The 22707-nt window shown below is 46.3% G+C and carries 16 protein-coding genes and 2 pseudogenes; 13 read left to right on the top strand and 5 right to left on the bottom strand.

Annotated features, from left to right (window positions below):
• Positions 1-113: 113 nt before the first annotated feature.
• The 4 genes from EGM68_RS06115 (at position 114) to nikC (ending at position 5825) form a co-directional block, all read left to right on the top strand.
• Complete coding sequence (locus tag EGM68_RS06115; protein WP_129548836.1) at positions 114-1079, top strand: glycoside hydrolase family 25 protein; 966 nt, start codon at positions 114-116, stop codon at positions 1077-1079.
• Between the two features lie 1109 nt (positions 1080-2188).
• Complete coding sequence (locus tag EGM68_RS06120) at positions 2189-3844, top strand: ABC transporter substrate-binding protein (protein WP_129548837.1); 1656 nt, start codon at positions 2189-2191, stop codon at positions 3842-3844.
• Between the two features lie 29 nt (positions 3845-3873).
• Positions 3874-4878: an ABC transporter permease gene (locus EGM68_RS06125; RefSeq protein WP_129548838.1), complete on the top strand. Its 1005-nt coding sequence runs from the start codon at positions 3874-3876 to the stop codon at positions 4876-4878.
• 35 nt (positions 4879-4913) lie between these two features.
• Positions 4914-5825, top strand: a complete 912-nt coding sequence (nikC, locus tag EGM68_RS06130; protein ID WP_064962398.1) for a nickel transporter permease — start codon at positions 4914-4916, stop codon at positions 5823-5825.
• 216 nt (positions 5826-6041) lie between these two features.
• Here nikC and EGM68_RS06135 read toward each other — a convergent pair.
• Positions 6042-6317 (bottom strand): annotated as a pseudogene (locus EGM68_RS06135) (transposase); the annotation flags it as partial.
• A 9-nt stretch (positions 6318-6326) separates the two neighbouring features.
• Between EGM68_RS06135 and EGM68_RS26490 the strand changes: the two are divergent.
• Positions 6327-6452 (top strand): annotated as a pseudogene (locus EGM68_RS26490) (ISL3 family transposase); the annotation flags it as partial.
• Positions 6453-6465: 13 nt separating this feature from the next.
• Here EGM68_RS26490 and EGM68_RS06145 read toward each other — a convergent pair.
• The 3 genes from EGM68_RS06145 to EGM68_RS06155 are packed head-to-tail and all read right to left on the bottom strand — an operon-like array spanning position 6466 to position 9305.
• The gene (locus EGM68_RS06145) at positions 6466-8184 is read right to left on the bottom strand and encodes an ABC transporter ATP-binding protein (protein WP_129548839.1); all 1719 of its coding nucleotides are present in this window, start codon (positions 8182-8184) and stop codon (positions 6466-6468) included.
• Positions 8184-8747 (bottom strand): GNAT family N-acetyltransferase, encoded by a 564-nt coding sequence (locus EGM68_RS06150; RefSeq protein WP_029516178.1) that lies wholly within the window; start codon positions 8745-8747, stop codon positions 8184-8186. Before EGM68_RS06150 ends, EGM68_RS06145 begins: the two co-directional genes overlap by 1 nt.
• 27 nt (positions 8748-8774) lie before the next feature.
• Positions 8775-9305 (bottom strand): DedA family protein, encoded by a 531-nt coding sequence (locus EGM68_RS06155; RefSeq protein ID WP_240664129.1) that lies wholly within the window; start codon positions 9303-9305, stop codon positions 8775-8777.
• A 78-nt stretch (positions 9306-9383) separates the two neighbouring features.
• On the opposite strand from EGM68_RS06155, the gene EGM68_RS06160 reads away from it, so the two are divergent.
• From EGM68_RS06160 to EGM68_RS06175, 4 genes are all read left to right on the top strand, one after another.
• Positions 9384-10226: a MerR family transcriptional regulator gene (locus tag EGM68_RS06160; protein WP_090736387.1), complete on the top strand. Its 843-nt coding sequence runs from the start codon at positions 9384-9386 to the stop codon at positions 10224-10226.
• 423 nt (positions 10227-10649) lie between these two features.
• Entirely contained in the window at positions 10650-12065 is a 1416-nt protein-coding gene (locus tag EGM68_RS06165) for a deoxyguanosinetriphosphate triphosphohydrolase family protein (RefSeq protein ID WP_129548840.1), read from the top strand.
• Positions 12066-12136: 71 nt separating this feature from the next.
• Positions 12137-13081: an MsnO8 family LLM class oxidoreductase gene (locus EGM68_RS06170; RefSeq protein ID WP_129548841.1), complete on the top strand. Its 945-nt coding sequence runs from the start codon at positions 12137-12139 to the stop codon at positions 13079-13081.
• A gap of 21 nt (positions 13082-13102) precedes the next feature.
• Positions 13103-14089 carry a methyltransferase domain-containing protein gene (locus EGM68_RS06175; RefSeq protein ID WP_025678633.1) on the top strand — a complete coding sequence of 329 codons (987 nt, stop codon included), beginning with the start codon at positions 13103-13105 and terminating at the stop codon, positions 14087-14089.
• A 4-nt stretch (positions 14090-14093) separates the two neighbouring features.
• Here the strand turns inward: EGM68_RS06175 and EGM68_RS06180 are convergent, their stop codons facing one another.
• A complete protein-coding gene (locus EGM68_RS06180) occupies positions 14094-15050 on the bottom strand; it encodes a D-2-hydroxyacid dehydrogenase (RefSeq protein ID WP_025678635.1) in 957 nt (318 codons plus the stop codon).
• A 226-nt stretch (positions 15051-15276) separates the two neighbouring features.
• Between EGM68_RS06180 and thpR the strand changes: the two genes are divergently transcribed.
• The 4 genes from thpR (at position 15277) to gltB (ending at position 22681) form a co-directional block, all read left to right on the top strand.
• Positions 15277-15843, top strand: coding sequence for an RNA 2',3'-cyclic phosphodiesterase (gene thpR, locus EGM68_RS06185; RefSeq protein ID WP_025678637.1), 567 nt, complete (start codon positions 15277-15279; stop codon positions 15841-15843).
• Positions 15844-15954: 111 nt separating this feature from the next.
• Positions 15955-16767, top strand: a complete 813-nt coding sequence (locus tag EGM68_RS06190) for a cell wall hydrolase (RefSeq protein WP_025678639.1) — start codon at positions 15955-15957, stop codon at positions 16765-16767.
• A gap of 169 nt (positions 16768-16936) precedes the next feature.
• Positions 16937-17620 carry a metal-dependent hydrolase gene (locus EGM68_RS06195; protein ID WP_013369807.1) on the top strand — a complete coding sequence of 228 codons (684 nt, stop codon included), beginning with the start codon at positions 16937-16939 and terminating at the stop codon, positions 17618-17620.
• A 462-nt stretch (positions 17621-18082) separates the two neighbouring features.
• Positions 18083-22681 carry a glutamate synthase large subunit gene (gene gltB, locus EGM68_RS06200; protein ID WP_129548842.1) on the top strand — a complete coding sequence of 1533 codons (4599 nt, stop codon included), beginning with the start codon at positions 18083-18085 and terminating at the stop codon, positions 22679-22681.
• Positions 22682-22707 lie beyond the last annotated feature (26 nt).

The following is a 22707-nucleotide window of genomic DNA, read 5'->3' on the forward strand; positions in this document are numbered from 1 at the left end:
TTTCGCCTTTTTTCGGCGTAAAAGTGGAAAAGCCCAGACCGTTTCCATGGTCCAAGCATATACAACAGAGACAGAGTGCTACAACATTATGAATGACAAGGAGGGAGCGCCTTATGCAAAATCGCAGCCCTAATGCTGCCGAAGGCATTGACGTATCCCGATATCAGGGAACGATTGATTGGAAACGTGTGCGAGCCGATGGTAAATCGTTTGCATTTATTAAAGCAAGTCAAGGACAGCGTTACGTTGATCCGACATTTATGACAAATGCAAAAGGGATCAGGGCTGCCGGGCTTCTGCTGGGAGCTTATCATTTTGTAGATGCGACCAGTGTAAACGCAGCCAAAGCGGAAGCCAGACATTTCGCCGAGGTGCTGGATCAGGTGGGTGGTGCGAAAGCGCTGGACTTGCCAGCGGTGATGGATTATGAAAATAATCCGGGAAAGCTTAATTCGGCCGCGATTCATGAGGTAGCGCTGGCATTTTTGACGGAATTTGAACGAGTAAGCGGCCGCAAGCCGATGGTATATACGGGCAATGCTTTTGCTGCCCATTTTAAAGCCCTACTGAGTAGTTATAAACTGTGGATTGCACGTTATAGTACACGAGTGCCCAGTGATACCACAGCATGGAAGCGCTGGGACTTCTGGCAATACAGCGACAGTGGACGGGTTGATGGCATTCAAGGGCCTGTTGATCTGAATGTATATGCTGGAACAGAGGCTGAGCTACGTCAAGCATTTGCAGGAGAAGAGGGGGAAGAGCCAATGACAGCAGAGGAAAAAGCGGCATTTAAGGCCTTGCAGCAGCAGGTCACCGCCCTTGAAGATAGTAGAGATGTGCTCAAGCAAACATTAAATGAACAGAGTGCTTACATTAAAAAGGTGGATCAGCGAGTAGCTGAACTGGAGACGCGTCAGGCTATGCCTGTACCGGCCTGGGCCAAGGAAGCGATGGTTGCTGCCGTTGCAGTTAATCCGGCAAGCCCGATTGTGGATGCGAAGCTGCCAAGCAGTTATGATTTTTATCGCTTACTGGTCGTGCTGAACCGTCTGGGTGCGTTTAAAACAACCAAGTAATCTTCGAAGGACCTCATCACTGCCCATCCCACTTTTAAATAAAATGAGTAAAACAGCTACGTTCGAAGCCTAAATAAACAGGCGGTTAAATGCGGCCGCCTGCCCTTATGGCTAAGTGATGTTCTTCATGACCTCCAAATATGCTGAATCCCGAAAAAGGGTAAATGCAAAATGTACCTTTATTCGAAAAGCAACTCAATATCCTCCTGACTAATCTGAGCAGTTTCAAAGTCCGAAGGTGTGAAATGAACATTCTGCTGACGAACCGTAAAATCAATGATTTGAATTATAGCTTGGACATACATATTCGGAATGAGGACGATTGCTTTTGAAATGACCTGCCAATTGGAAGAGCAAGAAGAACGCGTTGAGCTTTTGGCAATTCTGAGACGCTGTCACTGCAGCATGTTTACCAGCCAGATCGAGCTGTAACGGCCCCTGTATGTTTGTTTATTTCAGAACATACCTGGGAATTAGGATATAAAGGATGGGAATTGTATTGTAAAGGGGAAATGTATACCCATAAAGTGCCTGGCGATCATTTTTCCATCGTAAAAGGTCCTCAAGCCGTATCTGTAGGTTTGGTGCTGAATACATTTTTGAGGTAATAACATGCTCCTGCTTGGAGGTTGAGGACCACAAGCAGGAGCTTTTATTTGATATGAACGTGTGAATTGATTTGTAACATTAATTAACATGATGTATAAAAACATATGGTAATGTATGAAAAACCCCCTTGTCTGCTTCCAGATTTTATAGTAAAGTATCCAATAATCAACTTTGTATGAAACTAATATTCACTAGCTGTGAGTATTTATCACACATTCTCCATGACCTAACACAATCCTCTTCCCTTTTATGACATTACGTCTATTCCATTACCCTACTGCACCTCTAACACCACTAGATTATGAATGCTGTCTGTGCCTGTATTCTTCAATAAAAGCCTGTCCAGAACCTTCATACCTTCCCTACTACTACACCTATTTGATGAACTCGGAACTTGGGGCTACAGCTTGAGGACAAGCTTGTCATGCCAATCCAAAGAATTGGTATTTATCCGGTATCAACGAATTAACAATATATAAGGTGTGAAAGGGGTTCGCTGCATGAGCAAAAAGTACGTAAAACACAAAATCTGGACCGTATTGCTGGTACTTGCGCTAGGAACTGTTTTGGTACTTTCCGGTTGTGGGGGATCAGGTGAAGGAGCAAAACCAGAAGCAGGACAACCTTCAGGTGGAGCGGGAGAAGGCGCGCAGGACACGTTGATTTATGGGCGTGGCGGGGATTCCGTGGCGCTAGATCCTGCCATTGTGACTGAAAGTGAGTCGTTAAAAATCGGAATGCAGGTGTTTGATACACTACTGGAATACAAGGAAAGTACCACGGAGATTCAGCCGGGGCTCGCAGAGAGCTGGGAAGTATCACCGGACGGACTTGTCTATACGTTCAAGCTGCGTCAGGGCGTAAAATTCCATGACGGAAGTGACTTTAACGCAGAAGCGGTTGTGTTTAACTTTGACCGCTGGGTTGATCCGAAAAGTCCATACAAATTTGAGGGTGACTCGTTTGACTATTATGATTCTATGTTCGGGCCCGATGGAAGTAGAGTGATTAAGGAGGTTAAAGCGGTGGATGCGAATACCGTTCAGTTTACACTGAACAAGCCGCAGGCTCCTTTTTTACAAAATATCGCTATGCCATCCTTTAGTATTGCAAGTCCCAAGGCTATTAAGGAGAAAAAGGCTGATTTTAAGAGTAATCCGGTCGGCACAGGGCCGTTTGTATTTAAGGAATGGAAACGAAACGATACGATCACATTAGAAAAGAATCCAACTTATTGGAAAGAAGGACAGCCAAAGCTGGCTAAGGTCATCGTTCGTTCTATCCCAGACAACACTGCGCGATTTAATGCTCTGCAAAACGGAGAAATTGACCTGATGGAAGATTTGAATCCAGATGATGCGAAGCAGTTGGAAGGTAACAGCGAGTTGGTAAAAATCGAACGTCCCTCCTTTAATGTGGCATATATTGGATTTAATTTAAAGAAAAAGACATTTAATAATCCCAAGGTGCGGCAGGCGCTGAATCACGCAGTGAACAAACAGGCCATTATTGATGCATTGTTTGCGGGGGAGGCCAAGCCTGCGGTCAATCCGATGCCACCTACGTTATGGGGATACGACGAAAGCATTGAGGACTACACTTATGATCTGAATAAGGCTAAATCTTTGCTAGCGGAAGCGGGTTTCCCTAACGGACTTCCAGAGCCGTTAACCTTCTATGCAATGCCGGTATCGCGTCCATACATGCCTGACGGCAAAAAGGTAGCAGAGGCCATTCAAGCTGATTTTGAAAAAATAGGAGTCAAAGTCAACATCCAATCTCCAGAATGGGCTACGTATCTGGATGATCTTAAAGCTGGAGAGAAGGATGATCTGTACATGTTGGGATGGAATGGGGACAATGGCGACCCGGATAATTTCCTTTACACATTGCTGGACAAGGATACGATCCCAGGCAATAACCGCAGTTTTTATGTGAATGAGGAACTTCACAAAATACTGGTGAAGGCGCAGGTTGAGGTTGATCAAGATAAGCGTGCGGAATTGTATAAACAAGCACAAGTCATTATTAAACAGGATGCACCTTGGATTCCCTTGGTTCACAGCACACCGTTGATGGCAGGCAAAGCCAATCTTAAGGGTTTTGTACCTTCTCCGGCAGGTATTGAAGCGTATAGTAATATTTATTTTGAATAGCCTAAACGCAAGCAGGCGGTGAATAGCATATGAATTCATATATTGTAAAAAGGCTGGCCATATTGATTCCCGTATTGCTGGGGATGACGCTTATCGTGTTTTCGATTATTCATGCTATTCCCGGTGATCCGGCAGAAACGATACTCGGGGACAAGGCCACGGAACAGTCCAAACAGGCGCTGCGTGAGCAATTAGGGCTGGATAAGCCGTGGTTACAGCAATATGGGACCTATCTAAGTGAACTGGCACGAGGGGACTTGGGCGATTCCATTCGCACCCGGCAGCCGATTGCCCGGGAAATGGTCCCTTATCTGGCGGCTACGCTGGAGTTGACGGTAGCAAGCATGTTTTTTGCCGTTGTCGTGGGTATGAATGCAGGCATCGTGAGTGCCTGGAAGCGAAATTCCTGGTTTGACTATGTCAGCATGGTCATTGCCCTGGTCGGAGTATCGATGCCGATTTTTTGGTTAGGCTTGATGGAGCAATGGATCTTTGCTAATAAGCTGCATTGGCTCCCTTCCATCGGACGCATGAATTCCCGTGATCCGATGGAAGCTGTGACACATCTAGCCGTGATTGATGCGTTCATAGGTGGACGTATGGATCAGGTGTGGACCGTCATCAAGCATTTGATCCTGCCCAGTATCGCACTGGGGACGATTCCAATGGCGGTCATAGCGCGTATTACCCGTTCCAGCATGCTGGAAGTTATGGATGCGGACTATATCCGCACGGCTCGGGCGAAGGGGCTGGCATCTTTTCAAGTCGTGTACAAACATGCGCTTAAAAATGCTGCGATCCCTGTGCTTACTGTCATCGGTCTTCAGACTGGATCGTTATTGGGAGGCGCCGTACTGACAGAGACCATATTTGCCTGGCCTGGCATCGGACGGTACATTTTTGAAGCGATCAGCTCGCGTGACTATCCGGTTATCCAAAGCGGAATTTTAATCATTGCGTTCCTGTTCGTCATCATTAATCTGATTGTCGATTTGCTGTACGCTGTTCTCGACCGGCGTATTCGTTATCAGTAATCAAGTCGTCAATTGGTCAGAGGGGAGGTTGTCCGATGTCACAATTTTCAATCGAACCCAATAACATACCGACGACACGTAGTACATTGGCGCATTTGCCTGTGGTGTCAGGCCCTTGGAGAGATGCGTGGAGAGCTTTCCGTCACAATAAAATGGCATTCGTCGGTCTGAGCATTATTATCTTCTTTGTCATCATTGCTTTGATCGCGCCCTGGATCGCTCCTTTTGACTATAAAGAGCAAAATTTGGTGAGCCGCTTGCAGTCTCCTTCCGCAGAGCATTGGTTCGGTACCGATGATCTTGGTCGTGATTTGCTGACTCGTACGCTGTATGGCGCCAGAATCTCGTTGTGGGTCGGTTTCTTGTCCGTTATTGGTTCAATGATTGTAGGAACGGCTTTAGGATTAATTGCCGGATTTTATGGAAAATGGGCTGATATGATCATTTCGCGCCTATTCGACATCTTGCTGGCATTTCCAGGTATTTTGCTGGCAATTGCTATTGTGGCGATTCTGGGGCCTTCGTTGGAAAATGCGTTATACGCTATTGCCATTGTCAATGTACCAACGTATGGGCGATTGGTTCGCTCCAAGGTGCTGAGTGTTAAAACGGAGGAGTATATTACTTCTGCCAGAGCGCTTGGAGCTAATAATAGACGAATCATACTCCGTTATATTTTGCCTAATAGCCTGACGCCGATCATCGTACAGGGGACGTTGGGGATCGGAACGGCCATTATTGAAGCGGCAGCGCTCGGATTTCTGGGCTTGGGTGCACAACCTCCTGAACCCGAGTGGGGCAAAATGTTGTCCGATTCGCGGCAATATATCCAAAATGCGCCGTGGACAGTTATTTTCCCAGGCATATCTATCATGCTGACCGTATTGGGCTTTAATTTGATGGGGGATGGCCTGCGGGATGTTTTGGACCCAAGAGCGAAGCGTTAGGGCAAAAGTGGTGAGGTATATAAAGTTGAGTAAAGAGGTGTTCTCTGGCCTGAATCAAATGGCTGGGGGACACCTTTTTACATGAGCATTTTGCATAATTTCGTTTTTGAAAATTAGGCATCAGTATATTAAGCCTGAGCGAACAGCATTTTAGCTCAGTTTCTCCTTGAATTCCAAAAATGGACAGACCTGCAGAATTTCTGTTGAATCAAAAATTTAAGCGGTAGCTTTCTTTAATGGACGGGCCATGGCTAACGCAGAAGCAAGCAACACAATGGCATTTAGGTATTGGTGAGTGGTCACCTTTTGAATCCCCCAGATGTGCATGGCATCTGCGGTCAAATAGGTTTTCATCCGAGAATTACAACGTTCCACGCTCGTTCTTTCGTTGTATAGTTCTTTCAAACGTTGCGTATCTCGGTGCGGACTTGAATAGCGGCGTACATCCCTTTTTATATCTACCTTGACGACCATCCCATAGTGGGAGGATGAAGGACTTACCTAAAAGTCCACCATCGCTTACTCAATCCGCCTGCGGAATCGCTGGTAGAGGAGAGCCGTACCCGACTGGAGACGCTACTAACCTTCTCCCCGCTGCTTCGCAGCGTATGGGAATGGAAGGAAGCAATGATCCTATAGTCTAATCTTCAGTTAAACGACCATTATGCCAAAGTTGTTGATAATACGGATGTGTTTTTTGTAATGCTTCATGTGTGCCTTGACCTGACAGGCGTCCTTCTTCAAAGACAAGGATTTGGTCTGCACTTGTAATCGTGGATAATCGATGGGCGATGATGATCGTCATCCGGTTTTTCGTTAACGCTTGAAGGGCAAGCTGCACTTCACGCTCTGATTCGTTATCTAAGTTCGATGTCGCCTCATCAAGTAATAAGATTCTCGGATTTCGTAAAATCGCACGAGCAATCGCAATACGCTGTTTTTGACCACCTGAAAGCTTAATACCTCCTTCACCAACCTCTGTATCGAGGCGTTTGTCCAGCTGCATGACAAAATCATAGGCATAGGCTGCTTTTAATGCGGCAAGTACCTCTTGTTCGCTTGCTCCATTCGTCCCGTACATGACGTTGTCACGAATCGTTCCATTTAATAACGGTGCATTTTGACTTACATAGCCAAACAGCCCACGCCACTCTGTTAAGTTAAATTGCTCAATGTTTTCGTTACCATACAGTATCGCACCTGATGTCACGTCATAAAATCGTTCAATAAGGGAGAACATCGTCGTTTTCCCACCACCACTTCTGCTGACAAAGGCGGTCGTTTCATTCGGTTCTAACGTAAATGTCATGTCATTTAATACATACTTTTCATTATATTTAAACGATACGTTTTGGAAGTGGATAGGTAGTGGTGTAGCAGATACTGGTTTCCCGTCTTGTACTTCACGCTTCACATTGAGTGCTTCAACAATACGCTCTGTCGCACCAAGTGTTTTTTGTAAATTGGTAAAGAACGTCGCCATTTGTGTAAATGGCATAATAATTTGCACTAAATAAATCATAATGGCAACAAGCTCGCCTGAAGTGATTGCTCCTGTTGCTACCTGTGAGCCACCATAGCCGAAAATCGCAATCAATACGACCATCATGAGTAGCGTCATCAGTGGCGAAAGAATCGCAACAATCTTCGCTTCCTTTAAACCGTACTTGTACAGCTGCTGAATTTGCTTTTTACCGCCTGCTAGCTCCTGCTGCTCCGTTTGCGACGCTTTCACAAGACGAATATTCGATAAAATACGTTCTAATCGTCCGCCAAAGCCTGCTAGCTCATCCTGATTTTCTACTGAGATGGCATACATTTTTTCGCCTAATGGATACGTCACAAAAATTGTCAGTGGCACAGCAATCAGGAGTAGCAATGTCATTTTCCAGTCAATCCATAGTAAAACAACAACGGCACCGAGGATCGCAAATAGTCCTGACACAAAGGACACGAGCTGCTCGGTCACAAACTCCTTCACGACATTTGTATCCTGCGTAATGCGGCTCATCGTTTCGCCTGATTCATGCGCATCATAATACGATAAACGTAAATGTAGCATATGTTCCCATACTTCTGTTCTTAAATTCGCGACAACCTTTTCACCTAAACGGCGCATCAGATAAAATGCAATGGCACTTAACATCGCTTGCACAATTAAAATCGCAATGACTGGCAAGAGTGATGTTACGGCAAAACCCGCATCTGAAATTTGATTAATGAGCTTCATCGTTAACAGGGGGACAGCAAGCCCGGTTGCAACCTCAACTAAACTAATGAAAAATAAAAAGACTAATTGCCCCTTCGCCATTTGACTGCGATTCATCAATGCCCAAAGCTGTGAGACCTTTCCTTGCATTACGCTTCACTGCTTTCTTTTGTCATGACCTTTTCAAAACGGAAAAACTCATAATCTGCATCAGATTCAGGCTCTTCTCCTTCAATACTCGGTCCTGGATTGCCTCGGTGATAAAACTCCACAATTTTAAAGCCACATTTATTCACATAAAAATGGATGTTCCGCTTTTCAAAATACGGTGTATGTAGCTCCCAAACCTTCGTCTTTGGGAACGCTGCTTCTATCGCTTCCCATGCCTTTGTACCAAGACCTTTGCCGTGTGCATTAGCCTTTGTATACAAGAAGTCCACTTCGTTTCGCTGTGTGTCGGGATTAATTTTTAATACGATGCCACCGATTCTTTCGCCATTTAGTACAATTTGACGCACAACCGAATCTTTTGCAGTAAGTGAATGCTCGAAATCCTCATCGGATGGGATTGGTCCCATTTCTGTTGGATCCTCTGCTTCTTGAAAACTATCTTGTAACCCTTTCATAAATGCCTCTTGTAATTCTTCCTTAAATATTGCTAGCTCTTCCTGCGGTACAGGGGCTATCGTAATTTGTTCATTTTGTTTTGTCATCTCTAAAACACCTTTCTCTTAAACTGATTAAAATATTCGTCCGATTGTTAAAAATAGTAGACTCCAAAGTAAAGCACTCACCCCAGCATATAGCATGTACGATTTTAGAGGCATATGCGAAATGCCACAAAAGTACCCCGTAACATGGCGCATGCCAGGAACAAAATAGCTGACGATAATGGCCGGGGATCCGTATTTTTGAATCCAGCGTTCTGCCTTATTACGCCATTTCAGTGAGAAACCAAACCATTTACCAGGCCAAATTAGTAGTGGACTACCGATTCTTTTGCCTATTTCATAACTAACAAGCATGCCTATCAGTGACCCACTAAAAACACCTAAGAAAGAAAAACTATAATGTAACAGCCCGATTTTCGTAAAATAGCCAACAAATAGTACCATCACTTCATTGGGAATCGGCAGGCTAAATAACCCGAGGGCCAGCACAATAAAAACCGCTGCGAACCCGTAGTTTTCAATTAATTGATCAATATACCCCAGGGCACTCTTCCTCATCAACCTAAGTGCGTTCAACACCTTAGTAATTGCTTGTCTCATTTATGTTTTCGTGTTATGTTCGCAAGGAATAGTGTAAGGTATGGAGTAACTCCAGAGTAAAGAAAGAAGTGAAAAGAGATGAAAAATACATTCGAAAAAACATATTTGACAGGCGAATTTGCCAAGTTACTTGAAATCAATAAAGATACATTACTTTATTACGATAAAATCGATTTATTTAAGCCTGCAGGCACCTTTGATAATGGCTATCGCTACTACACATTTGAGCAGTTCGATCAATTTGTAGCGATTCAATCGCTTCGTGCAGTTGAGGTACCGATTAAAGAACTCAAAACGTATTTTGACGCGCCTAACGTACAAGCGTTACAACAATTAGCAATGGAACAGCAAGAAAAAGTGGCAATGGAAATTCAGAAGTTACAAGATATTCAGTTTTTCCTAGAACGAACGGTTGCCCTGACAAAAGAGATGGAAGAAGTATCATTTGAAGAAGTATTGATGAAGCAATTACCAGCCGAACCTGTTGTGTATAGCGACGAGAAAATAGATTGGTCGTCGTTATCAATGGAGGAACTTTACGAGCAAACTACGCCATTTTTAAAAAAGCTTGGGATTAAAAGCACAGCCGCATACGGTACTGTGTATACAAAAGAAGATTTTTTAAATAAGAAGTTTGAAGGCGTAAGCTACCTATTTTGTCGCCTAGATGACCCGTTAGCAAGAATGAAACCAGCTGGACACTACGCGGTCATTTATCATCAAGGACCTTATGATGAAATCTCACAGACTGAGACTTATAATACGCTACTCGCTTATTTAGAACAGGAGCAGTTGGCGTTAGATGGTGATATTTATGAGGAATATTTACTGCACTCGATTGCAGCAAAAGAGGAAAAAGATTATATTACAAAAATTAGTGTGAAAGTAAAAACGCGTGAGGCGAGTTATCAACCTCTTTAAAGCTTGTTATACTTTACGTCTATCTTGATAGATAGGCGTTTTTAATTTTTCAAAATCTCTCTCAACAGCAAGCCTGATAATTAGGTACATAGTTAAAATGATAGCATTAGGGGGCAATTCAACAGGTCTTAGTTAATAAATAATCTTCAACAATCGGGTGCGTTTATGAAGTAACGTTGTAGAAAATAATCAAACTCAAAACCATTAAATATAAAGTCTAGTTTTATTTTATTATGCTATTTACCCTATATTAAGTTTTTTTGGACTTGCTTTTTTATTACTCATCGTCTGAACACTGGCTTGGCTTGATAGGCGATAATGCGCTAGTTTGACGCTTACATATAAATGAAACTCATGTGAGCTTTCCTGAGGCGTGAAAAAAATGTATAATCACTCCAATTGAGTACGTAGGGAGTGAGCTTTATGACATGGCAGGACAAGAGAGAGCATCGGCAATTCGCGGAACAGACACGAAGCGACGCTTCACGGGCAGCATATGAACGGGATTACTCCCGATTGATCCATTCACCGACTTTCCGTCGATTGCAAGGGAAATCACAAGTATTTGGCGCAGGCACAGGAGATTATTATCGCACACGGCTGACACATTCTTTGGAGGTAGCGCAAATTGCGCGTGAGGCAGCACGAAGCTTGCTGCGCCGTCATCCAGAGGTAGAGTTGGAACAGGCGGATAACGCAGGACTGATCATTGACCCTGAGGTGGTGGAGTGTGCATCGATAGCACATGACTTTGGCCATCCACCGTTCGGACATAAGGGAGAAGAGGTGCTGGAGGGGATCTTGGATCAACTGATTGAGACGAAGGTAGAAAAGATATCATCCGCCGGAGGCTTCACGCCAGAGTCCAAGCGTGGACAGGAGGCCTATGCGCGTGAGCGACGAATTTATGAGCATTTTGAAGGGAACGCACACAATTTCCGGCTGATTATGTTTTTGGAGAAGCGTGAGAATGTGGATGGCTTGAATTTGTCTGACGCTGTGCTGCTCGGGATCAACAAATACCCGTACCCAGGAATTTTGAACAAAAAAGGGTTGTACCTGCATGAGTGGGAATATATACGTTCTATTCGCGAGGATTGGGGCATCCCTGACGGAAAAAAAACGCTGGAGGCCCAGCTCATGGATCTCTGCGACGATATTGCTTATTCCGCGCATGATCTGGAGGATGGGATTAAGGCAGGGAAAATTGAGGTACACGAGCATTTCTTATATGATCCATATTTGATTCGTCTGATTACGGAGAAAATTACCACGTTGGAGGATAGCTTCTGGCAAGGCTGGCAACTGGCTGAGATTGAGCAGAAGGTAGCGGCAGTGCTGAGCGAATTTTTGAAGGTGTGGAATGGCAAGATGCCGATGTGTGAACACGATTATTCTCGCACCCGCCGTGAAGTGAAGGCATACTGGGTTAGCCTGTTTGTCAGCAGCTTAGGTGTAATTGATGATGGAAACTGGAAAAAGGTAACCTTCGTACGGGATGGAAGCGAAGATTTGGATATGCTGCGCACGGTGAGTGTATTGAAAAGCTTTGCTTGGGTCACCATGATCCGCGATCTGCGCGTACAGCGTCTGCAAAAACGCAGTGAATGGATGCTCAGACGGTTATGGTTGGCTTTTCTGGACCCTGAGACATCCAAGTCCATTATTCCAAGCGACTGGCTCCAGCGCTATGAGCGCGACCAGGCCAAGGCGAAACCGATCTGGACATGGGAGCATATGGTCATTGACTATATTGCAGGCATGACCGATGCTTTTGCTGAAAAAATTTATAATGAGTTATATGGCCTGAAGGTAGGTTCTATCTATGACCTGGACTAACGTTTTAATTTAACCCTATATAGTAGAAGAAACTTGTTTAGAACGGATAGAAGGGAGAGAAAAAGGCGCATATGCAACCTCAGTCTTTAGCTACTAACTCGTTGAATCTCGGTGTGCTTGATATGGTACCGCTGCTGTCCGGCAATCGCCCGGAGCAAGCAGTTCAATGGGCGGTAAAGCTGGCGAAACAGGCGGAAGCATGGGGATATACACGCTACTGGACCTCCGAGCATCATGACATGGAGGGGCTGGCTTCTTCCAGTCCAGAAGTGCTGTTGTCTCATATCGGGGCGGTGACGACGACCATCCAACTGGGTGCGGGTGCTATTTTGCTCCCGCATTATAGTCCAGTCAAGGTCGCCGAATGGTTCCATCTGCTGGCAGCTCTCTATCCGGGCAGAGTCGAATTGGGCCTGGGGAGGGCCCCTGGTGGGGGACCTCATGCTTCGATGGCACTAAGCGGCAATTTTCTTCAACATGTGACCGAGCTGCCACAGAAGATGGAAGCTCTATTGGCTTTGTTGGAAGGCTCATATGAATATGAACAGACCCCCGTGTTTGCCCGTCCAATGCCAGAACAGCCGCCAGCGCTGTGGATGCTGGGTACCAATCGAAAAAGTGCCGAATATGCTGCGCAGTATTCAACGGGCTATGTATTCGGCCAATTTATGAGTGAACAACATACGGAAGAAATGCTAAGTATTTACCGCTCCAGCTTTCAGCCATCCACACGGATGGACAAACCACGTACTATGGTTGCTGTAGGAGCAGTATGTGCCTCGACAGATGAGTTGGCGCAGCAATGGGCTGCTCAGATTTCATTAGGCGATCCGGCGATACGGGCCAGTTGGCTGGTGGGAACACCATCGCTTATTGCCGAACGGTTGCGTAGCTTGCAGGTCAAATATGATAATGATGAGTTTCTGTTGGTCACGCCCATTCCCGATTATGAGCAGCGGCTTCATTCCTATCGACTGATAGCGGAGGCTGTGAATTGTAGTCTTGATTCCAAATGAAAAGATGAAAAGAGATCTGACATGAATAAACACAAAATTAATATAGATGAAATGAAACCAAGCTACATATATACCTATGCGTATCATGAAACCGAGCGTGAGTTGTGTCTATTGGAACTAAAATGCTTGTTCGGTCAGCAGCCTGTGCATAGTTCCATGCTGTTGTCCCATCTTCGGCTGGAGCCGGGGACCAGTCCGTTTATCCATCTTCGTCTGGATATCGTCACCGATGCGGACACGCTGGAAGAGCTATGCGAAGCGGCTTCCAGGTTACAGCTTGAGGAAGGAAAGACCTTTAAGGTGCTGTGCCTTAAAGAAGGGGACAATGAGGCTGACTATGACGAGCGGCGCGGGATAGAACGCCGGATTGGCGCACGTATTCAGGGGCAGGCGCAAATGAAGACACCGGATGTAATCCTAGGAGTCATACGAGTAGGAGAGCGATGGCTAATGGGCATATGCGAGTATAGCGACAGATCGTGGCAGGAACGTCGTCAGAAACCGCAAAACTATTCTACTGGCCTACCCGTTCTGGTAGCTAGAGCACTTGTGAATTTGGCAGCAAATGATCGATCTGCATCTAAGGGAAAGTCAGACTCCTTGAAACTGCTGGACCCGTGTTGTGGTATGGGCAATGTGATGATTGAGGCATTGAGTATGGACAAGAATATTCGCGGCTGTGATATCAATCCGTTGGCGGTACGTGGGGCACGAGTAAATTTACGTCATTATGGGTATGAAGAAGATCTGGTGAAACTGGGGGATATGAATATGCTCGCAGGCACATACGATGCGGCTATCTTGGACATGCCCTATAACCTGTGCTCCGTGCTCCCTGCTGAAGAACAAAAAAAGATGCTGCGCAGTCTGAGACGCCTGGCCGCGCGGGCAGTGATCGTGAGCACGGAGCCGATGGCAACATTGCTATCCGAGTCAGGTTGGACCATTACGGAGCAATGCCGTATCTATAAGACAGGTATGAGTCGGGAAATCTGGATCTGTAAGTAGCTTGTTAATACTGGGTTTTGTAGTTAACCAAATTCAGCGGCAGCTCCTGACCAGTAGCATAGGCTTTCAAATTAGTAAGAAAAATATCTACCGCTCGTTCAGCATATCGGTCTGTATCCCCTGCAATATGCGGAGTAATAAGGACATGATCCAAGCCCCATAGTGGATGTGACGCAGGTAGCGGTTCTTCTTCGAATACATCCAGTCCGGCAAAGGCAATATGTTTTTGTTCCAACGAGCGTACCAGCGCATCTGTATGAACAGTCTTGCCGCGACCGACATTAATGAAGAAGGCTCCTTTACGCATCGCTGCAAATGCTTTTTCGTCAAAAAAGTGATGGGTCTCTTCAGTGAATGGTAAAATATTAACTACAATATCCGCAACGCCCAATGCTTCATGTAATTGTTCGTTTGTGTACATGTGTTCTACATGGGGAGCTTCCTTGCCGGAACGGCGAACCCCGATCACCCGCATGCCAAAGGCTTCTGCAATTCGAGCGGTTTCACGGCCAATTTCGCCAACACCTGTAATCAATAACGTTTTGCCACGTAATTCCGTCAGTTGACCTTCCGGTGGCTGCCATGTTTTCTGACGCTGTAAGAGAGCCGCTTGCTGTAAATAACGGGTATGCGATAGCAGCATTCCAAAGATCTGCTCTGTGATTGGAATTGCATGAACACCACTCGTATTCGTGAGTGCTATGTTGCGCTTTTCCAGTTCGGTAAGCGGGAGCTTATCAATCCCAGCCGACCAGGTTTGTATCCACTTCAGCTTGCTGTCTGGATGTAATGCCTCCTCGGCAATATGCTTGGACCAGCCTAGAATAACCTCGGCCTCACGGATTTGTTCAGACTCCAATTCCTGGGCTTTGCCAATAATCAACTCGTAGCCCGGAGCCGCTGCACGAACCTGTTTTTTTTGATCTTCCGTCAGTTGATGTAAACTTAAAATGCTTCCCATGATTCATAGCCTCCTCGATGTTTGATTCCTTGGAGTTTCCAATATATTCTGGCGAACCATCCCTTCAAGGATAACAGATTGCCGGAAAATTTGCATAATAAGGGTAGAAACAAGCTCGCGGTGTCATTATATATAACAACAAGTGGCTTTACCCTGATCAGGGACCAACCAAACAGCTACTTTTTGGGATAGGTACAGGATATTTATAAGAAAGGAGAAGAGGTTGATGAAAGATGAATCGCAAAGGCTCTTTACAGCGATCGCTCTCCCGGACGAGCACAAGAAGAAGTTACGTCATTGGGTGGAGCAGGATTTGAATCATTTGTCTTTTCGCAAATGGAGTGACTTCAGAGATTATCACGTGACACTTCAGTTTCTGGGTGATGTGGAGACCTCGGTTATTCCAAAACTTGAGCAGGCTTTAGTTCATGCTGCAGCTGAGCATCGCCCGTTCACGCTTGGCATGGGTGAAGCGGGCTTTTTTGGACGTGAAGACTTTCCGCGTGTACTGTGGAGGGGGGTGACCGGACAGCGAGAGTCGCTGGATCAGTTGCACCAGTCGATACTTCGAGCTACCGAGCCGCTGGGTTTTAAACCCGAGGAAAGACCTTATCGACCCCATATCACCGTAGCACGTTCGTATACAGGAGGGGAGCCTGTTTCAGCATCTATGTGGCAGTCAAATGACCGAAGCGGCGAGCCTTGGGAAGTGGGGGAATTTGTGTTATATGCAACACGAATGGGGCAAAAACCAATGTACCAAATAATTCAAACATTCCCATTAATGAGGTGAAACCCTTGATCTATCAGCAAATTTAGTGATATAGTGTTTCAGCGTTATTCAAAAAGCGCATTTTGGGTTACATATCTGAGGAATGTGCTTAAAGTTAACGGGAGGAACATTATGGAAATCGTTAAAGAACATCGTTGGTTTGCACCTCTTTTGAGTGTGCTGCTTGTTTGTATATTGGGGATAGGCCTCTACGCTGAGGTTCAGCAAACACAGAATAATCATAAAAATGCACCTATGCAATCTCTGAGCTGGTCAGGGAACACTTCGATTCCTACATATGGCGACAGGATGGGGACCCATAACGGGTCAAATAGGACAAGCCCCATCTTTGTCGCTGCTCATGGGCAGCCAAGCTGGAAAGAAATCATGCCGACTCCGTTACCCGCTTCCCAGATGAAGCAGGTGGAACAAGCTCGGAATAACGCTGTTACAGGCAAGAAAAAGCCTGAGGTCCAGCATAGCAAGTCCGCAATCCTAACCCCTCCTACAACCATCTACTTTACGAAGACAAAAATGCTCACTCAGGATGACAAGGCGTTGTCTACCTGGAGCTATCCTGTCTCCGCTAAAGAACTGCTCCTGCTGCAAAAAATAGTGATGGCAGAAGCAGAAGGCGAACCGTACGAAGGCAAAGTGGCAGTTGCCAACGTTGTCTTAAACCGGCTGCGGTCAGCCTCATTTCCCGATACGATTCAGGCAGTGATTTATCAAAAAGCGCAATTTAGTCCGGTTGCGAACGGGCGTCTTCGTCGTGTTCAGCCTAACCAGGACTGCATCCGTGCAGTTACGGCTGCTTTGAATGGTCATAAAGCCGTGCCTGATAACACCTGTTTTTTCCTTTCGCTTACGTTGGCCCAGGACCTTACGGTTCATCATTCGCGTACCAAGGTGAAGACAATCGGTCATCATACCTTTTATAAATGAGCATTTTGTATAAATCCCAAAAGCGACAAATAACAGCCCTTTCTAAACAACAGGGTTCAGCTTTGTGAGCGTATTTTGTGTGCGCAGGTGAAGCCAGTATGCAAAAGAGGTATAATTGGTAAAGGAAAGTAACCTAAATAATGAAAGTGATAAAGGAGGCGTAAATGTTATGAAAATCACATATTATGGACATTCAGTTGTGTTGGTGGAGGCAGAGGGGAAACGGATTATTATCGATCCTTTTTTGACGGGGAATCCTAAAGCAACCATACAGGCCGAAGATATTCAGGTGGATGCAGTGCTGTTGACACACGGTCACGCCGATCATTTTGGGGATGCAGTTGAAATTGCCAAGCGCAATGATTGCCCCGTGATCGCGGTGGCGGAACTGGCTGAATATTGTTCATCCTTGGGGACCAAAGCACACGGTATGAACCTGGGTGGTGGTCACCAATTTGACGGTTTTCATGTGAAGTTTACGCTGGCGTTCCACAGCTCCTCTTTGACAGTGAACGGACAAGCCATCTACATGGGAGAGCCAGCGGGGATTTTATTGACCATGGGAGGCAAAACATTTTTCCATGCAGGGGATACTGGCTTGTTTGGCGATATGCGTCTCATTGGAGAAACCAACTCCATCGATGCCGCAGTATTGCCGATCGGAGATGGTTATACAATGGGACCGGAGGATGCCTTGCTGGCAGCGAAATGGCTGCGGGCAAGCCGCGTGATACCGGTGCATTACAATACTTTTCCCGGTATAGAGCAGGACGGAGATGGCTTCTGTGACCGTCTTCATAAAGAAGGTATTGAAGGGAAAGCATTGAAGCCCGGCGAAAGTCTCGAATTTTAATACGGTTTATCGCTTTGTGGGAATATACATGATGGTCCGTATGTACATCAGAATTCCTTTGTCAGCCTTTTCTATTCTTTAAGGGATAGAAAAGGCTGACTTTTTTAATGAATATTTATACATAAAAATGATATATTCTTGCATTGTTACGTTGAAGCTGTAATGTAAAAGATTTATTATCACAATCATAAAAACTTTGAATTGCTAACACAATAGGTCAATGATAAAATGATAGAACTAATTAGATTCATCAGTGGAATCGACGTGTTTTTCAAGTCAAGCCATTGCATAATTATTGAAAAACATACGCATTCGGCGGACCGTACCGCCTTGAATACGTTTTATGTTTTTGTCCCCCATTCCTCGTAGTTGTTCTTTGATTTACCTCTTGTTGCCACTGTCTTCTATTCGGCCGCCTGTATTTCAGGCCAGCATGACTTTATAACAGAAAGGTTGCGTTCCATGAGACAGACAGGTTTACCACCCAAACAGGGACTATATGATCCCCAATTCGAAAAAGACGCCTGCGGCATGGGCTTTGTTGCCCACATCAAGGGAAAACCATCGCACGATATTGTAAGTCAGGCTTTGACCATGCTCGTAAACATGGAGCATCGGGGCGGTCAGGGAAGTGAACCAAACTCCGGTGACGGAGCAGGGATCATGATTCAGGTTCCTCATTTGTTTTTTCAAGAGGAAGCAGAGCGATTGGGCTTCAAATTGCCAAAGGCCGGACATTATGGCGTAGGCATGCTTTTTGTATCCAATGATTCAAAAGTTCGTGAGATGCATGAGCAGAAACTCAGAGAAATCATTATGGACGAAGGTCAAAACTGTTTGGGCTTTCGCGATGTTCCAACTTATGACGAAATGCTGGGTAAATCGGCAAAAGCAGCTAAACCAGGTGTGCGTCAGGTGTTCATCGGCCGCAGTAGCGATTTGAAGGAAGAACTAGACTTTGAACGGAAACTGTATGTCATTCGTAAACGTGCAGAGCTTGCTATTCGCTATAACCAAGAGGATATGAATGGTGAGTCGTTCTATATTCCAAGTTTGTCATGTCGCAAGGTTGTATACAAAGGAATGTTGACAACCGAGCAGGTAGGCAAATTTTATCTGGATTTGCAGGATGAGCGAGTGACATCGGCGATTGCGCTGGTCCATTCCCGTTTTAGCACAAATACGTTCCCGAGCTGGGATCGTGCGCATCCTTATCGTTTTATGATTCACAATGGTGAAATTAATACCATGCGTGGCAACGTAAACTGGATGCATGCGCGTCAGACACAGTTTGAAAGTGAAGCGTTTGGTAACGATATCAAGAAGGTAAAACCTGTCATCAACCCAGATGGCTCGGATACAGCCATGTTTGATAATACGCTGGAGTTTCTGTATCTGAGTGGCCGTTCGCTTCCTCATGTAGCTATGATGATGGTGCCTGAGCCTTGGAACAAGCATGAAACCATGGATCCGAAGAAGCGGGCATTTTATGAATATCACAGCACCATGATGGAACCGTGGGACGGACCTGCTGCGATGGCGTTTACAGACGGTATCCAAATCGGGGCGATTCTTGACCGCAACGGCCTGCGTCCTGCACGTTATTATGTGACCAAGGACGATCTGATCGCACTGTCATCTGAGGCGGGTGTATTGGATATTGCTCCTGAAAATGTGCTTTATAAGGATCGTCTCCGTCCAGGGCGTATGCTACTGGTGGATACCCAAGAAGGCCGCATCGTTTCTGATGAAGAGTTAAAGGAGCGTATCGCATCCGAAGAACCCTATCAGCAGTGGCTGGATGAGCATTTGATTGATCTGGATGATCTACCTGAAGCACTGGAGCAGCCAGAGCCGAAGCATGAAAATGTAAATCAGTTGCAGCTCGCTTTTGGGTATACGTTTGAAGAACTGCGCAAACTTTTGGAGCCGATGGCACTTACAGGTGCGGAACCGATTGGCTCAATGGGGTATGATGCTCCACTGGCGGTATTGTCTGACCGTCCGCAACGTTTGTACAATTACTTTAAACAAATGTTTGCTCAGGTTACCAACCCGCCAATTGACGCCATTCGCGAAGAGATAGTGACGTCAACTGCAACGACGATTGGACCAGAGCGCAATTTACTGCACCCAGAACCGGAAAGCTGTCGTCAGATTCGGTTGGATTCACCGGTGTTGTCTAATGAAGAATTTGCCAAAATTCGTCACGTACACCGTCCAGGCTTCAAATCCATGACCATTCCGATCTTCTTTGAAGCAAAAGAAGGTGCTGAGGGCTTATACAAGGCGCTGGAAGGACTGTTTGAGGCAGCTGACCGTGTCATTGACAAAGGTCATAATATTCTGATTCTGTCTGACCGTGGAGTGGATGCGGAAAATGCAGCCATTCCGGCGTTGCTAGCTGTATCCAGCTTGCATCACCATCTGATTAAGCAGGGTACACGCACACGTGTGAGCATTTTGCTGGAATCCGGAGAGCCAAGAGATATTCACCATTATGCGGTGCTTCTGGGCTACGGTGTGAGTGCGGTTAATCCGTATCTGGCGTTTGAAACGCTGGATGTTATGATTCAACAGGGCTTGCTGCGCGGCATCTCGCACGAAAAGGCAGTTAAAAATTATATTAAAGCGGCCACCAAGGGTGTCGTTAAAATATTGTCCAAAATGGGAATTTCCACGATTCAATCCTACCGTGGAGCGCAAATTTTCGAGGCTGTAGGTCTGAAACAGGAGTTTGTTGACCGTTATTTCACCTGGACCCCTTCCCGTATCGGCGGTATTGGTCTGGAGGAAGTGACAATGGAAGCATTGGCCCACCATAACCGTGCTTTCACGGATAAGGACGGCAACGACAAGGTGCTTGATTCGGGCGGCGAATACCAATGGCGTAACGATGGAGAAGAGCATTTGTTTAACCCGCAAACAGTGCATTTGCTCCAGCAGGCGGTACGCTCAGGAGACTACGAGCTTTACAAGAAGTACGCCAAGCTGGTACAGGGTGAATCTGAACAGTATTTGACGATTCGCTCCATGCTTCAATTGAAGCCTGCTGGTGAGCCTGTGCCGCTGGATGAAGTGGAATCTGCTGCATCGATTATGCGTCGCTTTAAAACAGGGGCTATGTCTTTCGGCTCCATTAGCCAGGAAGCGCATGAAGATTTGGCGATTGCAATGAATCGAATCGGTGGCAAAAGCAACACGGGTGAGGGCGGGGAGAACCCTGCGCGTTTTATCCCGGATGCTAATGGCGATTCACGTCGCAGTTCGATCAAGCAGGTGGCATCTGGTCGATTTGGTGTAACGTCGAACTACTTGGTGAATGCCGACGAAATTCAGATCAAAATGGCGCAAGGTGCGAAGCCGGGCGAAGGTGGACAACTGCCAGGACGCAAGGTGTATCCTTGGGTCGCCGAGGTACGCGGTTCCACGCCAGGAGTAGGCCTGATTTCGCCACCACCGCATCACGATATTTATTCTATCGAGGATTTGGCAGAGCTCATCTACGATCTCAAAAACGCCAATCCACGTGCTGACATTAACGTAAAGCTGGTATCAGAGGTAGGCGTGGGCACGATTGCTACAGGGGTAGCCAAAGGCCGTGCTGACATTATTCTGGTCAGCGGTTATGACGGTGGTACAGGCGCTTCCCCGCAAGGCTCCATCCGCCATGCGGGTATGCCTTGGGAGCTAGGGCTGGCTGAGACGCATCAGACGCTCATGCTGAACAACCTGCGCGACCGCGTGGTGCTGGAGACAGACGGCAAAATGCTGTCTGGACGTGATTTGGTAGTAGCTGCCCTGTTGGGTGCGGAAGAATACGGCTTCTCAACAGCGCCGCTCGTAGCGTTGGGCTGTATTATGATGCGGGTATGCCAAATGGACACCTGTCCGGTTGGTGTGGCTACGCAGAATCCGGAGCTGCGCAAAAATTATATGGGTGATCCTGCCCATGTGGTGAATTTTATGCGTTTCATCGCAGAAGATGTCCGTGAAATTATGGCGGAGCTGGGATTCCGCACGATTCAGGAAATGATTGGCCGTACGGATTGTCTGGATACAGTGAACGCCGATTCGCATTGGAAGAAGAAGGGTGTAGACCTGAGCTTGCTGCTGCATGTTCCTGAGTTGGAAGACGGAAGTGTACGTTACCGCGTACAACGTCAAAACCACGGACTGGAAGAAACACTCGATATACTGAAGCTTGTACCGATGGCTGCGGAGGCACTGGAGAGCGGAACGCCTGTAGAGGGTACCTTGCCTATTACAAACGTGAATCGGGCAGTAGGTACGATTCTGGGCAGCGAGGTCACACGTAAGTATGGGGCGGCAGGTCTGCCTGAGGATACGATTCGCTTTAACTTCATTGGATCGGCAGGTCAGAGCTTTGGAGCGTTTATTCCGAAAGGCATCACGCTGAGCGTGGAAGGCGATAGCAATGATTATGTCGGTAAAGGGCTATCTGGTGGTAAAGTTATTGTAAAGAAATCTCACAAAGCGACCTTTAAGGCAGAAGAGAACATTATCATCGGAAATACAGCCTTGTATGGAGCGACCAGCGGTGAAGCTTATATTAACGGAATCGCAGGCGAGCGCTTTGCTGTTCGGAACTCCGGCGCACGTATTGTTGTTGAGGGTGTTGGTGATCATGGCTGCGAATACATGACGGGCGGACGTGTAGCTGTATTGGGTGGAACCGGACGGAACTTTGGAGCCGGGATGTCCGGAGGTATTGCATACGTCTATGATCCTGAGGGGACGTTCCTGAGCCGTTGTAATCTGGAAATGGTGTTGCTGGAAGATGTGGAAGATCCTGGAGAAGCGGCGGATTTGCGCGGCTTGATCCAGCGCCATGTCACTTACACGGGTAGTGAAGCGGGACAACGTATTTTGGATGAATGGCAGACTGCGATTCAGCAATTTGTACGGGTGATTCCAAAGGATTACAAGCGTATGGTTGAACAGATTCAAAAAGAAGAGGCGACCGGTTTGAGCGGGGATGAAGCTCTACTGGCAGCATTTGAAGCCAATATGCGTGAATTGGCGCGTACCGGGGGCTAAAAAGCAGATCGCCAAATTCACTAAAA

It is taken from the genome of Paenibacillus sp. M-152, from assembly GCF_003856555.1.
In the GTDB taxonomy this organism is placed as follows: domain Bacteria; phylum Bacillota; class Bacilli; order Paenibacillales; family Paenibacillaceae; genus Paenibacillus; species Paenibacillus polymyxa_C.